A 14,910-nucleotide genomic window follows, 5' to 3' on the forward strand; every position below is an offset into this window, starting at 1 on the left:
TTTATTTACTTCTTTTTAAAAATAGTAATCTGACACGAGTCACCAGGTAAAAAACGAAACCAACAACCGTACTGGTAATTGATGCTGTGTATTGCCATGTTCCGGGAATTGCATCTTGCCAAAACAAAAATAAGAAACCACCACAGAATAACAACATAGCAATAAAGGAATGATTCATTAAACGTTGATGTTTTTGTACATAACTGACGGTGGATAATGATTTCTTTTTTTCACTATCTAAATTAGCTAGATCTAATTGGCAATGGCTACAAGATTGGGCTTTATCGGATATTTTTTTATTACAACTTGGACAGTTTATGACAGCCATGAATTTATCCATTCTCAGTTACTTTAAGTTGGTGGATATTTTACAAAAAAAAACGCCCTTGTGGGCGTTTTTATTGAACAAAATTAAAAAAAATTAATTATTTTCGGGTTTACTTTGAGATAAATCAGTCTCATGAGTTTTTGGTTGATGCTTTGCAAAGCGTCGCTCCCAAAAGTCAGCGTTTTTAATTCCAAGCTTAACAGGGTCAAAGGTATAATTTTTCACACCATCTTTTTGTTGACGCTCATAATCGTTCAGGGCTTTTATTGCCGGTTTTGCCATAAAAAATATAATGATAATACCGATAATGTTCAACCACGCCATTAAACCAACACCAATATCGCCTAAGGTCCAAGCGGCGCTTGGCTGAGCAACGGTGCCATAAAATACCGCAAACATTATAATTAATTTTAAAACAAATCTTAGTGCCGGTATTTTTATTGTTCTATTGATATAAGAAACATTGTTTTCTGCAATAAAGTAATAAGCCAAAATAGTAGTAAAGGCAAAGAAGAATAAGGCTATAGCAATGAACGGCTTACCAAATCCACTTAATACACTGTCGACTGCAATTTGAGTAAACGCTGGGCCACTAATAACAACATCACCTGCTAAATTTTGAACAATAAAGGCAGTGCTACCTTCTGGCAGTACATTATAAGATTGGGTAATTAAAATCATAAAAGCAGTAGCAGAACACACAAACAAAGTATCAATGTAAACAGAAAACGACTGCACTAATCCTTGCTGTGCAGGATGATCTACTTCAGCAGCAGCTGCAGCATGTGGGCCTGTTCCCTGACCTGCTTCATTAGAATAAACTCCTCGTTTTACTCCCCAACCAATAGCAGCGCCAAAACCTGCCATTGGTGTGAAGGCATCTGTAATAATTGACATAAAAATAGACGGTAGTAAATTAATATGTAAAGAAATGATCACACAAGCAATAATGATATAAGCAAGTGCCATAAATGGCACAACAATTTGAGTGAAGTTAGCGATTCGTTTGACACCGCCAAATATAATAAAACCTAAAATTAAAACGATAAAGGTAGCAGCATAGACTTTCGTTAACGCAAGGTTACCTATAAATGACGGCACCGTACCACCATTTCCGAAGACGTTAACTAATGAGTCACCAATACCGTTTGACTGAACCACTGGTAGTAATACACCACAAGCAAGAATAGTTGAGATAGCAAACATCCAAGCGTACCATTTTTGTCCCATTGCTTTTTCAATGTAATAAGCTGGACCACCACGGTAGACACCGTTTTCTTCTTCTTTATATATTTGCGCATTCGTTGATTCGATATAAGCCGTTGCAGCACCAAAAAACGCAACAATCCACATCCAAAAAACTGCTCCTGGACCACCAAAACCAATAGCAGCAGCAACACCGGCGATGTTACCAGTACCAACTCGGCCAGATAAAGACACCGCTAACGCTTGAAATGAAGAAATCCCTTTTTGTGAGCTTTTACCAGAAAGTAATAACCGGATCATCTCTTTAAATTGTCTTAGTTGGACAAAACGTGTGAGCACAGTAAAAAATAACCCAGCCCCCAAACATAAATAAATTAAAGCAGGACTCCAAATTAAGCCATTAAGCGTATTGATGATTTCTTGCACGCAACTCTCCTAATATTGTTAGAATTTTATTATTGTTGAAATTTTATAATGATTGTTTATTCCCCTCATCTACCTTTTTATATTGCTGAAAAAAAGCAGATAAGGGGATAAAAAAAAGAGCTGTAATCAGCTCTTTAATGTTAGGTTTATCTTAAACTATCTACCACATGATATACAGTAGTTAATACATCACGACCTAGTAAGCTACTTCGTTCATCTGACCAGCCAACACTATAGTCAGGAAGTAACGCGTTATCTTTAAATGGCATTTCAATGGTAAACGCTAAGCAATCAAATTGCTCGCCAACCCAGTTAGTTGCTACCGTTAGATTTGCTTTTCCTGGTTCATCCTTTTCATAGCCTTTATCGTCTTGAAATTCGGGAGTAACAGAAATTAAGAATGATTTAAACGCATCTTCTAATGCTTTATTTCGTTCGTTATACGACGGATTACCTTCACATCCAGCAACAAAATTATAAGGTAGCGCTTCATCACCATGAACATCAAGGAATAAATCAACACCTGTTTTTTTCATCATTTCACGCACTAAATAAACTTCTGGGCTGCGCTCCATCGTTGGGGTTTGCCATTCACGATTTAAATTTGCACCACACGCGTTGGTTCTTAAATGTCCTCGTACACTGCCGTCAGGATTCATATTTGGCACAATGTAAAAAACGGCTTTATTAAGTAATGCACGGGCAACGCCATCATCTTCATCTAATAGCCGATCAATTAGACCTTCCATAAACCATTCAGCCATAGTTTCACCAGGATGCTGACGCGCAGTTAACCAAATAACTTTCTTACCTTCGCCCTCTTCGCCTACTTTTAGTAAAGTCATGTCTCGACCATCAAGGGTTTGCCCTAAAACTTGTAACTGACAATCCATATGTAACTGAGCACCATGAATGAGATCTTGATGACGCTCATAACTATAAGGAGCAAAATAAGCAAAATAAACAGAATTAAATTCAGGCGTTAAGGAAATAGTTAACTGTTTACCGTCATACTCTGTCGGTACACGAAACCAATGTTCGCGATCGTAAGATGCTACAGCTTGATAATCTTCCCATCCTTCAACGTACGCCGAATTACCTGCATTTGTTAAATGAATAACATGTTCGACAGGTTCATTATCTGTAATATCTTGTTGCAGTTTAAAATGGAACCATTGATAGAAATCAGAGCCATTGTCTTTAACAATTTCTAATTGAATATTATTGGGCTGTGAAGCATCGATAACGCGGATATTACCGCTATCAAAGTTTGATGAGATTTGCATAATTTACACCTTATATGGGACGTTAGGCATTTTCGAATGACTTAGTGTACACAAACAAGGAACAGATCAAAAGCATTAAAGAGAACGTAAATACAAGCCAAGTTCCGACGAATATCCAATTGATCGCCCTGTAATGGTATTTTGTTCATCTAAAATGTAATAACTAGGATATCCTGTAATTTTAAAGCGCTTTTTAATAAGCTCATTACCTAAAGCAACGGGAAAAGTTAATTGATGTCGTTGAGTAAACTTTGCGACTTCATCACTTGAGGTAAAGTCCATTGCAATAGCAATAACATCAATTTGTTCATTTTTTTCATAAATTTTTTGAAGATTACCAATACTTGCATGACAAATTTGACACCAAGGCGCAAAAAAATACAGTATGGTCGTTTTTTCAGCAGACTTAACGAGTATCTGCTCCCCCATTAGGGTCGGCAATTTAATAGAGTCACTACTAAGTGTCGTAGAGGTAGACAACATACTGGTTTCTCTAAAGAAAGAAATCACCTGAAAAATAATAAAAAAAATAACTACCTGAGTAAGAATATTCCGTAACAAATGATCCTCCACTAAATTAACAATAATAGTTTAATAGACCTGTGATCTATCCGTTTATTTCATTTGGCAATAAAAAAAGCCGTAAGTTGCTACAAAATTATTGCTACAAACATTACGGCTTTTCTACTTTAAATGTGCTTCAACTAACGAATGTTAGTTTGTCCTTTCATATAAGGTTGTAAAACAGTTGGAATATTAACGCTGCCATCTGCTTGTTGATAATTTTCTAAAATAGCAACAAGTGTGCGCCCTACAGCTAAACCAGACCCATTAAGCGTGTGTAATAACTCTGGTTTGTTGGTTTCACTGTTTCTAAAGCGTGCTTGCATTCTACGTGCTTGGAAATCGCCCATGCTTGAACATGAAGAAATTTCACGGTAGGTATTTTGGGCAGGTAACCATACTTCTAAATCGAACGTTTTTGACGAGCTAAAGCCAACATCTCCAGTACATAAAATTACTGTACGGTAAGGTAACTCTAGTTTTTCTAAAATCCGTTCAGCATGACCCGTTAGTTCATCAAGGGCAGCCATAGAATCTTCAGGTTTAACTAATTGAACCATTTCAACTTTATCGAATTGATGTTGACGAATTAATCCGCGTATATCACGTCCGCCTGAGCCAGCTTCACTTCGAAAACAAGGAGTATGCGCCGTCATTTTAATAGGTAAATCGGCTTCGTCGATAATTTCATCGCGAACTAGATTTGTTAACGGCACTTCTGATGTCGGGATTAATGAAAACTTTTTATTAGATAAATCTGTATGGAATAAATCTTCCCCAAATTTAGGCAATTGCCCTGTTCCGTATAAAGAGTCTTGATTAACTAGGTATGGAACATACATCTCAGTGTAACCATGCTCTTCAGTATGCACATCAAGCATAAATTGTGCTAAAGCTCGGTGTAACTTAGCGATTTGACCGCGCATAACAACAAAACGTGTGCCTGCTAATTTAGCGCCGCTTTCAAAATCTAAACCTTTATCAATTCCAGCACCAACATCGACATGATCTTTAACTTCAAAATCGAATGTTCTAGGTGTACCCCACGTCTTTATTTCAACATTATCATCTTCACTTTCACCATCAGGTACAGAATCTGCTAATAAATTAGGGATAGAAGACGCTATTTTGTCTATCTGTTCTAGTACTTGATTTTGTTCTACCTTTGCCGCTTCTAATTCATCGCCTAGTTGACTGACTTCAGCAAGTAATGGTGCAATGTCCTCACCTCTTGCTTTGGCTTGGCCAATTGACTTTGAACGTGTATTACGTTGACCTTGTAGTTCTTGGGTTTTTACTTGAATAACTTTACGCTGTTCTTCTAATGCAGATAGTGCTGCTGTATCAAGTGTAAAGCCACGTCTAGCTAGTTGTGCGGCAATGTTTTCTAAATCTGTTCTAAGTAATTTTGGATCAAGCATGTTGGTTCACGTTCTAGTTTAGTTAAAATAATAAGTGTTCGACTTATTAAAAGTTATAAATGTTTTGGCTGATTACTCGTTAACATTACATATTAATTGTGCACTCTACCAAGCGTTATTTACTCAGTAAAGAAGCAAAAAATAACCCTAATGCCGCAGCTAATACACACAATGTGACATTAAGTAAAATATTAATCATCGCTTTAAATAACTCACCTTGTTGAAATAACAATAAAGTATCTAAGGAAAAAGTTGAAAAAGTGGTAAATGCTCCTAAAAAACCAATTCCAATTAAGGTTCGGTAGACATGAACTTCTATATTACCTTGTTCAATTAACCCGTATAAAAAACCCATTATCAGCGAGCCGGAAATATTAACGACCAAAGTAGCAAAAGGGAAACCTTTTCCTAACCAATTTAAAATTAATTGTGAAATAAAAAAGCGTAAGCTTGCACCTGTTGCTCCGCCAATTGCCACAAAAGCATACAAAGTAAAGGTATTAATACCGTTGGTCATTACTTTTCCTGTTTAAATCGTTTAAGTAATTAAGCTTATCTCGTAATTGTTTTTCTAACCCTCTGTCTGTTGGTTGATACAGTTGTGTGTGAGCTATTTCCTCGGGAAAATAATTTTCACCTGCAGCAAAGGCGTTAATTTCGTCATGGGCATAACGATAACTACTACCATGGCCTAAACCTTTAGTTATTTCACTGGTCGCATTTTTTAAATGACTTGGTACATCAAGCTCACTGGTGTCTCTTGCTAATGCTTTAGCTTGATTAAATGCACTATAAACTGCATTACTTTTCGGTGCTAATGCCATGTACACACAAGCCTGTGCTATTGCTCTTTCCCCTTCACTAGGACCAACGCGTTGGAAAGTATCCCAAGCATTTATAGCCAGCTGCATTGCTCTTGGATCTGCATTACCAATATCTTCACTTGCAATAGCTAATAGTCGTCTTGCAACATACAAAGCATCTCCACCAGAGGTAATAATACGAGCATACCAATATAATGCAGCATCTGGATCTGAGCCACGAACTGATTTATGAAAAGCACTGATCATATCATAAAAAGCATCACCACCTTTGTCATACAAGGCTATTTTATTACCTGCAACTTGTGTAACAAGCGCTAATGTAATGGTTTTAACTTGATCAATTGGCGGTACAATATCAATGCAGTTTTCTAATAAATTAAGTAAGCGCCTTGCATCGCCATTGGCTCTTTTAAGCAAACTTTGTTGTGCATCTTTTTCAATGTTAAGACTCATTTGCTCAGCCACACTTTGTTGTTCAACAGCGCGCTGTAATACTTGAGTTAAATCTTTGATAGTTAACTTTTTTAAGGTGTAAACACGGGCTCTTGATAACAATGCTTTATTTAATTCAAAAGCGGGATTTTCAGTTGTTGCACCAATAAAAATAATAGTACCATCTTCAATATGCGGTAAAAATGCATCTTGTTGGCTTTTATTAAAACGATGTACTTCATCAACAAATAAAACGGTACGGCGTTTATTTAATTTAGCCCGTTGTTTGGCATTATCAATTGCTAGTCTTATTTCTTTAATGCCTGATGTTACTGCTGAAACTCTTTCTATTTCAGCATCAGCTTGATTGGCAATAATTTCTGCTAACGTAGTTTTACCAGTGCCAGGTGGGCCCCAAAAAATAACAGAGTGGCATTGCCCTTGTTCAATAGATACACGAAGCGGCATACCTTGACTTAAAATGTGCTGTTGTCCAACGTATTCATCAATATTTTCAGGACGCATTTTAGCGGCTAAGGGACTTGCCATCGCCAATTCGTTAGCCTTGTTTTGTTTGGCAGAGTTTACGGATTTAGTCGCATTAACTGATGAATGAGATAAATCACATTCATCATGATTCAAGCCTAAATCAAGTGAACCGTTAACGTTGGTCATCAATCACAACACCTTCAGGCGCAACAAATTCAAATAATGAAGGATCGGGTACAGTGGTAAAATCTACATTGAGTAACCGAATGTGACTCAACTGCCCTGTACTGTCTAAAATTGACAGCTGGCTTAATTGATCTTCTTCAAATGTTAATTCCAGCGACTTGACTTGGCTTTCTGTATCAAGAGAATGAATAATATAACTGTTATTTTGATGCTGACTCACTTGATAAGAATCCCATAAAGCAGGATCTTCATTTGTTAAAAGTAAAACAGGCGTATTAGCGATTGATTTATCAAAAGAATAAACACTCGCTTGTTCGATAAATGGGTCATAAAACCATAAGTCTTTTCCGTCAGACACAATAAGCGTCTCGTCAGGCTCTTTAGTATGCCAATTAACAAAATCAGGTTTACTTATTGCAATCTGCCCCTTGCCTTCTTGAATAACATCTCCGGCATCATTAACTACGATTTGAGAAAATTGTGCATTGATATAATTAATCTCACTTAATTTAGCAATTAATGCCGCTTTACTGTCGTGAGAATGTATAGCGGTTGCTTGCTTATTGCTTACTGTCTGCACTTTAGTTAAATCAGCATATGAAACGGGAATAAAGCTTAGCGAAAATAATAGCGGTGTTAATTTAGCTATTTGTCGGGGAAAATAAATACTGTTCATTTTAATCCTTGATTGGCGGTGGAGCTAGCACTTCGCGTGCTCCATTATGGCCGGGTGTCGAGACGATTTGTTGTGCTTCCATTTGTTCAACTATTCTTGCCGCGCGATTATAACCAATACGGAACTTACGTTGTACACTTGAAATTGAAACGCGTCTCGTTTCGGTAACAAAAGCAATCGCTTCATCATATAAGGTATCAAGCTCTTCACCTTGCTCACCTTCTGCTTGTTCACCCGGTAATAAGATTTCTTGATCCGATGCTCCCGTTAAAATTTCTTCAATATATTGAGGTTTACCACGGGCTTTCCAGTCTTTTACAACGGCATGAACTTCGTGATCATCTACAAATGCACCATGAACACGTGTCGGTACGGCGGTACCTGGTGGAAGGTAAAACATATCACCCCAACCTAGTAGTTGCTCAGCGCCTTGTTGATCTAAAATGGTTCTTGAATCTATACGTGAAGATACTTGCAATGCCATACGAGTTGGAATGTTAGCTTTTATTAAACCAGTTATAACATCAACTGAAGGACGTTGTGTGGCAAGGATTAAATGAATACCTGCCGCACGGGCCTTTTGTGCAATACGTGCAATTAATTCTTCAACTTTTTTACCAACAATCATTATCATATCGGCAAACTCATCGACAACAACAACAATACTCGGTAATTTTTCTAAAATAGGAGGTGTTTGATCTAAGCCATCGCTAGGTTGCCAAATTGGATCAATTAACGGTTCGCCGTCTTCTATAGCTTTAGCAATTTTTACGTTGTAGCCTTTTAGATTTCTTACCCCAAGAGCAGACATCAACTTATAACGACGTTCCATTTCACCAACACACCAGCGCAGTGCATTAGCGGCATCTTTCATGTCGGTAACCACTTCGGATAATAAATGAGGGATACCTTCATACACTGATAGCTCTAGCATTTTAGGATCAATCATAATTAAACGGACATCGTCAGGTGTCGATTTATATAACAAACTTAAAATCATGGTATTTACCGCTACAGATTTACCCGAGCCAGTTGTACCTGCTACAAGTAAATGAGGCATTTTGCCTAAATCAACAACAACCGGATCACCAGCAATATCTTTACCAATGGCCATGGTCAGTGCTGAGGGTGAATTTTTAAAGTCGTCACATTCTATTATTTCAATTAAGTTAACGATTTCACGGTGTTTATTAGGGATTTCAATACCAATAACCGACTTTCCAGGAATAACTTCGACAACACGTACACTTTTTGCTGATAACGAACGTGCTAAATCTTTTGATAGATTAGAAATTTTATTAACTTTAACTCCTGGAGCTAAATCTAATTCAAATCGAGTAATAACCGGACCTGGGTAAACAGCAACAACATTAACATCTACACCAAATTCTTTAAGCTTTGCTTCCACTAAACGGCTGACTTGATCTAATACTTCTTGATCAATCGGGTTATCAGCTTTATCAGGACGGTCTAATAACTCAAGTGCAGGCATGCCCTGATATTTATCTATTTGGTTGGTCACTACTGGATTTACAGAGGGTGCTGCATCTTCTACTTCAATTTTTTCCACTTGTTCAAAGGCGGCAGAAATTTCATCCTCGTTTACTTTTTCTTGGACATTAAATTCTAACGGTCCATTCATTAGCTCATCAATACCTACAAACGGTTCAATGTCATCTTCAATTTCATCTTGTTTGTCTTCTTCATTAAGAAAAAATTCATCTTTAAGCTCGTCAGGAAGCGAAAAACTTGGTTCTTGATGTGTATGTGTATCTTGGACTTGATTTTCAAGAGCTTTCTTTTCTTTTTCTAAGGCAAGTTGTTTACCTTTTATATCTTTCAATTGTTTGGAGGTTAGCTTTTTTGAGGAAGAGTTTGAAGGCTCATTGCTAAGTGATTCGTCATGCTTTGGAAAGTCTTCATCCATTGATGATGAAAACTTTTCTTTTAATAATGCAGGTAAAGCAATTAAATATTGGCTTGCCACTATGGTATATTGGCCAATACTATCAATAAATTTAAGCCAAGAAAAACCAGTAAGTAAAACAAATCCGGCACAAGCAAACATCAAAAATAATAAGGTACTACCGACAAACGAAAAATAAGGCAGGAAACTATTACTAAGGATGTCCCCTAAAATTCCACCCGCAGAAAAATAAAAAACATCATCAAAATTCATACTGGCAAGCGAAGTTACACCAATATAAAACATAATAAATCCAATAAATTTCAACCCCAGAGTTAAATAGTCTAATTGCATTAACTTATGATATTTTTGAAACAGTAACCAACCGCTAATGGCTACGACAAAAGGCAAACTGTAGGCAACAAAACCAAATAGATTCAGTAATAAGTCTGAAAAATATGCACCGACGGCTCCTCCTAAATTTCTAACGGGAGTTTGATAACCGGTTTGAGACCAACCCGGATCAGCTGGATCAAAGCTAAAAAGTGCCAACATAACAAACATGGCAAATACACAGGAAAAAAGCAGCCCTGCTTCTAACAGACGCTGAACGCCACTTAATTTTGAAGATTGAGATGTCTCAGTCATATTAAATTGTAACCATCGGAAGATATTCAAAAATTATAATTGTTGTAGTAGCTAAAATACCAAAATTTTGCCCTAGTTAAAACGCTTAATATTAATAGTTCATCGTTTTACGGGTAATAAATTGGCAGATTTAACTTCTTCCATTACCATATAGCTTCTACTTTCACTTACTGAAGGTAATTTAAGTAAAGTTTCTCCTAAAAGCTTTCGATAAGCCAACATATCTTTTACTCGTGTCTTTAAAAGAAAATCAAAATTTCCTGACACTAAGTGACACTCTTGAATCACATCGAGTTGATGAACAGCTTTAGAAAATTCATCAAATACATCAGGGCTCGTTTTAGTGAGTGTAATCTCAACTAATACAAGTAATGCAGCATCAACTTTATAGGGGTTTAATTTAGCGTGATATCCGAGTATTACATTATCTTTCTCTAAACGCTTAACCCTTTCTAAACAGGGGGTTGGACTAAGCCCTACTCTTTTAGATAATTCGACATTCGATAAACGTCCATTCTTTTGAAGCTCAACTAAAATGTTTCTATCGATGCGATCAATTTTTTTCTCAGGATAAGGTATCATATTTTATATTTAACCATTTATTTTAACTTTTACAGGATTATATATCGTAACTTTTAATATTACGACAGGTTACTCCGCCAAAATACCAATATACTAGCGTTAAATATTACAAGCAAATTATTACTTAATTGATGAGTAATAATTAAAGCAAACATAACTAGAAACAAGAGAGCGATTTATGATTATTGGTGTACCTAAAGAAATTAAAAACCACGAGTACCGTATTGGTTTAACCCCAGCAGGAGTTAAAGAATTAGCAGTAAATGGTCATGAAGTGATTGTTGAAAATAATGGTGGTGCTTCAATAGGTTTTGATAATGAGCAATACATTGCTGCAGGTGCAAAAATTATTGATTCAGCTATAGAAATTTTTGCTACTGCAGATATGATCATTAAAGTAAAAGAGCCACAACCTGTTGAGTGTAAAATGCTTCGTCCGGGTCAAATTTTATTTACTTACTTACATTTAGCTCCAGATCCTCAACAAACTGAGCTGCTAGTTGCTTCTGGCGCAACTTGTATCGCTTACGAAACAGTAACAGCAGCAGGTGGCGGTTTACCTTTACTAGCGCCTATGTCTGAAGTGGCTGGACGTATGTCAATTCAAGCTGGCGCTCATGCGTTAGAAAAAGCACAAGGTGGTTTAGGTGCATTATTAGGTGGTGTTCCCGGTGTTGCTCCCGCAAAAGTATTAATCGTTGGTGGTGGTGTTGTAGGTACTCAAGCTGCTCGTATGGCTGTTGGTATGGGCGCTGACGTTACCATTTTAGACCGTTCTTTACCGCGTTTACGTCAATTAGATACTGAATTCGATGGCCGCTTAAAAACAGTTTACTCTACTGCTGATGCGATGGATCAATTAATTGTTGAAGCTGACTTAGTTATTGGTGCGGTATTAATTCCTGGTGCAGCTGCACCTAAATTAGTGACTAAAGAACATATCAAAATGATGAAAAAAGGAGCGGTTATTGTTGATGTTGCAATTGACCAAGGTGGCTGTTTTGAAACATCAAAAGCAACAACTCATCAAGAGCCTACTTATGTTGTAGACGATGTAGTGCATTATTGTGTAGCTAATATGCCAGGTGGCGTTGCACGTACTTCTACCATGGCACTTACTAATGCAACCATGCCATTTGCAGTAACACTTGCAAACAAAGGAGCTAAACAAGCATTACTAGATGATACTCATTTAATGGCAGGATTGAACGTATTAGGTGGTAAAATTACATATAAACCAGTCGCTGATGATTTAGGTTATGAATACGTTGCACCAGAATTGGCTTTAGCAATGTTATAATTATTTCATATAGAATATTAATATGAACTATTTAAAACCACTAACACCCTTTGTTAGTGGTTTTTTTGTATAATAAACAAAAAACTCACATAGCCTCTTGCATTATTGACTTAAAATCCCAATAAAATAAGCATTAATATAATTTTAGTTAAACATTTTGGAGTGATCATGAGCGACACGAGACATTGCCCTTTACTTATTTTAGGTTCGGGCCCTGCAGGTTATACAGCCGCAGTTTACGCAGCACGTGCAAATTTAAAACCAGTGATGATTACTGGCTTACAACAAGGTGGCCAATTAACCACCACTACAGAAGTTGAAAACTGGCCGGGCGATGCTGATGATTTAACAGGCCCTGCATTAATGGAGCGTATGCAAAAGCATGCTGAGAAATTTGATACAGAAATAATTTTTGATCATATTAATGAAGTGGATGTAAACACTCGCCCTTTTAAATTAAAAGGTGATAGTGGATCTTACACTTGTGATGCGTTAATTATTTGTACAGGTGCTTCTGCTCAGTACCTAGGTCTTCCTTCTGAAGAAGCATTTATGGGCCGCGGTGTATCGGCTTGTGCAACTTGTGATGGCTTTTTCTATCGTAATCAAAAGGTAGCAGTAGTTGGTGGCGGTAATACCGCTGTTGAAGAAGCACTATACTTATCAAACATAGCTTCAGAAGTTCACTTAATACACCGACGTGATGAGTTTCGCTCTGAAAAAATATTAACGGCAAGGCTCATGGATAAAGTTGCTAATGGTAATATCGTCCTTCATTTAGATCGCACTTTAGATGAAGTGCTAGGTGATAACATGGGCGTAACCGGCCTACGTTTAAAAGATATGAAATCTGATGCAACAGAAGAGCTAGAGGTCTCGGGTGTCTTTATTGCTATTGGTCATAAACCCAATACCGATATATTTATTGATCAATTAGATATGAAAGACGGTTACCTTACCATTGAAAGTGGTACGCAAGGCAATGCAACGCAAACAAGTGTTGAAGGCGTATTTGCTGCCGGTGATGTTGCTGATCACATCTACCGTCAAGCAATCACATCTGCTGGTGCCGGTTGTATGGCAGCCCTTGATGCAGAACGTTATTTAGACGCTAAAGGCTAATATTTACCACATCAACAGCAAATATTAATGTTAAATCTTAATAACGAGTCATTAATACGAAATGATTCTTGGAGTAACAGTAAATGAGCCAAACTATTCATTATTTAAATAGTGAAAGTTTGGCTTTCCCATCTCCTCAGTTAGCATTAAAAGATCCAAATGGCTTACTCGCTATCGGTGGAGATTTATCACCGCAAAGGTTAATAGCAGCTTACCAACAAGCTATTTTTCCCTGGTTTAATCAAGGTGAGCCTATAATGTGGTGGTCGCCTACCCCAAGAGCGATTATCCCAGTAGAACTTATTAATATTAATCGCTCCTTAAGTAAATTTATAAAGAAAAACCCTTATTCCATTACACTCAATAAAGACTTTGGCCAAGTGTTAGCCTATTGTGCCGATGCACCATTTCGAAAAGAAGGCACATGGATTATTGATGAAATGAAGACTGCCTACATGAGGCTTCATGAATTAGGCTTTGCCCACTCGATTGAAATTTGGCAGGATCAAACACTTGTTGGAGGATTATATGGTGTAGCTATTAATGGCTTTTTCTCTGGTGAGTCCATGTTTTATATAAAAAGTAATGCATCAAAAATTGCCTTAATCGCCTTGGCTAAATTACTAAAATCAATTGGTGTTAATTTTATCGATTGCCAAATGACCAACCCTTTCCTAGCGACTATGGGATGCATTGAACTTGAGAGAACACAATTTAATACATTACAAAAAAGTGCACTATCTACAGAAGTTCCTGTTAATTTTTGGCAAAGTAGAAATCTAGCAATATGACCGAGCAAAACTTTAAATTAGGTTTAACAAAAACATTCGACTGCAATTACTTAGCAGATCAACAAGAACAATTATTAATTGCCGTTGATGAACGATTACAAACTAATACGAGTTATACTTGGTTAATGGAACAAGGCTTTCGCCGAAGTGGTGAACAAATTTATCGACCGCACTGCCCTGCATGTTCGCAATGTCAATCGATTAGAGTAATGGCAGATGACTTTGCTTTATCCAAAAGTCAAAAGCGCATTATGAAAAAAAATGCCGCATTTAAAATAACGCAATCTTTTGCAATTAAAGACGATTACTATCCTCTTTATGAAGCCTATATTAATACCATACATCGAGACGGTAGTATGTTCCCAGCAACAAAAGAACAATACCGAAACTTCCTTACCAATAATATTACCAAACAGTTATTTATTGAAACTTGGGATAAAGACAAGCTGATATGCGTGGCCGTGACAGATTGCTTAGAAAATGCCCTTTCTGCCGTTTATACTTTTTATCATCCTAACTACCAACACGCCAGTTTAGGGGTTTTCTCTATCCTTAACCAACTTAGAATCACAAAAGAATGGCATAAACCTTTTCTCTATCTAGGTTATCAAATAGATGATTGTCAAAAAATGAATTATAAAAATCGATATTTCCCCTACCAAAGGCTAATCAATAATCGATGGATAATCGTAAATAAATCCTCCTAAGCCTTTACATTCGGGC

The 14,910-nt window shown here is 37.0% G+C and carries 14 protein-coding genes; 4 read left to right on the plus strand and 10 right to left on the minus strand.

The annotated features are described in order from the left end of the window. Window position 1 precedes the first annotated feature (1 nt). From AC27G3_RS05510 to lrp, 10 genes are all read right to left on the minus strand, one after another. Window positions 2-328, minus strand: coding sequence for a hypothetical protein (locus AC27G3_RS05510; RefSeq protein WP_487119565.1), 327 nt, complete (start codon window positions 326-328; stop codon window positions 2-4). Window positions 329-421: 93 nt separating this feature from the next. Next, window positions 422-1,960 carry an alanine/glycine:cation symporter family protein gene (locus tag AC27G3_RS05515; protein ID WP_487119567.1) on the minus strand — a complete coding sequence of 513 codons (1,539 nt, stop codon included), beginning with the start codon at window positions 1,958-1,960 and terminating at the stop codon, window positions 422-424. A gap of 146 nt (window positions 1,961-2,106) precedes the next feature. After that, window positions 2,107-3,246 (minus strand): M14 family metallopeptidase, encoded by a 1,140-nt coding sequence (locus tag AC27G3_RS05520; protein WP_487119569.1) that lies wholly within the window; start codon window positions 3,244-3,246, stop codon window positions 2,107-2,109. 75 nt (window positions 3,247-3,321) lie between these two features. After that, window positions 3,322-3,807 (minus strand): TlpA family protein disulfide reductase, encoded by a 486-nt coding sequence (locus AC27G3_RS05525; protein WP_487119570.1) that lies wholly within the window; start codon window positions 3,805-3,807, stop codon window positions 3,322-3,324. 143 nt (window positions 3,808-3,950) lie between these two features. Further along, window positions 3,951-5,231 carry a serine--tRNA ligase gene (serS, locus tag AC27G3_RS05530; protein WP_487119571.1) on the minus strand — a complete coding sequence of 427 codons (1,281 nt, stop codon included), beginning with the start codon at window positions 5,229-5,231 and terminating at the stop codon, window positions 3,951-3,953. Window positions 5,232-5,346: 115 nt separating this feature from the next. After that, a complete protein-coding gene (gene crcB, locus AC27G3_RS05535; RefSeq protein WP_487119572.1) occupies window positions 5,347-5,748 on the minus strand; it encodes a fluoride efflux transporter CrcB in 402 nt (133 codons plus the stop codon). Next, entirely contained in the window at window positions 5,732-7,036 is a 1,305-nt protein-coding gene (locus AC27G3_RS05540) for a replication-associated recombination protein A (protein WP_487119966.1), read from the minus strand. Before AC27G3_RS05540 ends, crcB begins: the two co-directional genes overlap by 17 nt. A 112-nt stretch (window positions 7,037-7,148) precedes the next feature. Continuing rightward, a complete protein-coding gene (gene lolA / locus AC27G3_RS05545) occupies window positions 7,149-7,838 on the minus strand; it encodes an outer membrane lipoprotein periplasmic chaperone LolA (RefSeq protein ID WP_487119573.1) in 690 nt (229 codons plus the stop codon). Window position 7,839: 1 nt separating this feature from the next. Further along, window positions 7,840-10,392 carry a DNA translocase FtsK gene (locus AC27G3_RS05550; RefSeq protein WP_487119575.1) on the minus strand — a complete coding sequence of 851 codons (2,553 nt, stop codon included), beginning with the start codon at window positions 10,390-10,392 and terminating at the stop codon, window positions 7,840-7,842. Between the two features lie 99 nt (window positions 10,393-10,491). Next, the gene (gene lrp, locus AC27G3_RS05555) at window positions 10,492-10,974 is read right to left on the minus strand and encodes a leucine-responsive transcriptional regulator Lrp (RefSeq protein WP_487119576.1); all 483 of its coding nucleotides are present in this window, start codon (window positions 10,972-10,974) and stop codon (window positions 10,492-10,494) included. A 178-nt stretch (window positions 10,975-11,152) separates the two neighbouring features. On the opposite strand from lrp, the gene ald reads away from it, so the two are divergent. From ald to AC27G3_RS05575, 4 genes are all read left to right on the plus strand, one after another. After that, window positions 11,153-12,274, plus strand: coding sequence for an alanine dehydrogenase (gene ald / locus AC27G3_RS05560; protein WP_487119577.1), 1,122 nt, complete (start codon window positions 11,153-11,155; stop codon window positions 12,272-12,274). 168 nt (window positions 12,275-12,442) lie between these two features. Next, window positions 12,443-13,396, plus strand: a complete 954-nt coding sequence (trxB, locus tag AC27G3_RS05565; RefSeq protein ID WP_487119579.1) for a thioredoxin-disulfide reductase — start codon at window positions 12,443-12,445, stop codon at window positions 13,394-13,396. 83 nt (window positions 13,397-13,479) lie between these two features. Next, window positions 13,480-14,187: a leucyl/phenylalanyl-tRNA--protein transferase gene (gene aat, locus AC27G3_RS05570; RefSeq protein ID WP_487119581.1), complete on the plus strand. Its 708-nt coding sequence runs from the start codon at window positions 13,480-13,482 to the stop codon at window positions 14,185-14,187. Further along, entirely contained in the window at window positions 14,184-14,894 is a 711-nt protein-coding gene (locus tag AC27G3_RS05575) for an arginyltransferase (protein ID WP_487119583.1), read from the plus strand. The genes aat and AC27G3_RS05575 overlap by 4 nt, the downstream gene beginning before the upstream one ends. Window positions 14,895-14,910: the final 16 nt, after the last annotated feature.

It is taken from the genome of Colwellia sp. SU-HH01217 (assembly GCF_057543495.1).

What these genes read in the sequence shown, in the direction of transcription:
- AC27G3_RS05510 (WP_487119565.1), bottom strand. Translation starts at nt 328, where the DNA reads ATGGCTGTCATAAACTGTCCAAGTTGTAATAAAAAAATATCCGATAAA.
- AC27G3_RS05520 (WP_487119569.1), bottom strand. Translation starts at nt 3,246, where the DNA reads ATGCAAATCTCATCAAACTTTGATAGCGGTAATATCCGCGTTATCGAT.
- serS (WP_487119571.1), bottom strand. Translation starts at nt 5,231, where the DNA reads ATGCTTGATCCAAAATTACTTAGAACAGATTTAGAAAACATTGCCGCA.
- crcB (WP_487119572.1), bottom strand. Translation starts at nt 5,748, where the DNA reads ATGACCAACGGTATTAATACCTTTACTTTGTATGCTTTTGTGGCAATT.
- AC27G3_RS05540 (WP_487119966.1), bottom strand. Translation starts at nt 7,036, where the DNA reads ATGGCAAGTCCCTTAGCCGCTAAAATGCGTCCTGAAAATATTGATGAA.
- lolA (WP_487119573.1), bottom strand. Translation starts at nt 7,838, where the DNA reads ATGAACAGTATTTATTTTCCCCGACAAATAGCTAAATTAACACCGCTA.
- AC27G3_RS05550 (WP_487119575.1), bottom strand. Translation starts at nt 10,392, where the DNA reads ATGACTGAGACATCTCAATCTTCAAAATTAAGTGGCGTTCAGCGTCTG.
- lrp (WP_487119576.1), bottom strand. Translation starts at nt 10,974, where the DNA reads ATGATACCTTATCCTGAGAAAAAAATTGATCGCATCGATAGAAACATT.
- ald (WP_487119577.1), top strand. Translation starts at nt 11,153, where the DNA reads ATGATTATTGGTGTACCTAAAGAAATTAAAAACCACGAGTACCGTATT.
- trxB (WP_487119579.1), top strand. Translation starts at nt 12,443, where the DNA reads ATGAGCGACACGAGACATTGCCCTTTACTTATTTTAGGTTCGGGCCCT.
- aat (WP_487119581.1), top strand. Translation starts at nt 13,480, where the DNA reads ATGAGCCAAACTATTCATTATTTAAATAGTGAAAGTTTGGCTTTCCCA.
- AC27G3_RS05575 (WP_487119583.1), top strand. Translation starts at nt 14,184, where the DNA reads ATGACCGAGCAAAACTTTAAATTAGGTTTAACAAAAACATTCGACTGC.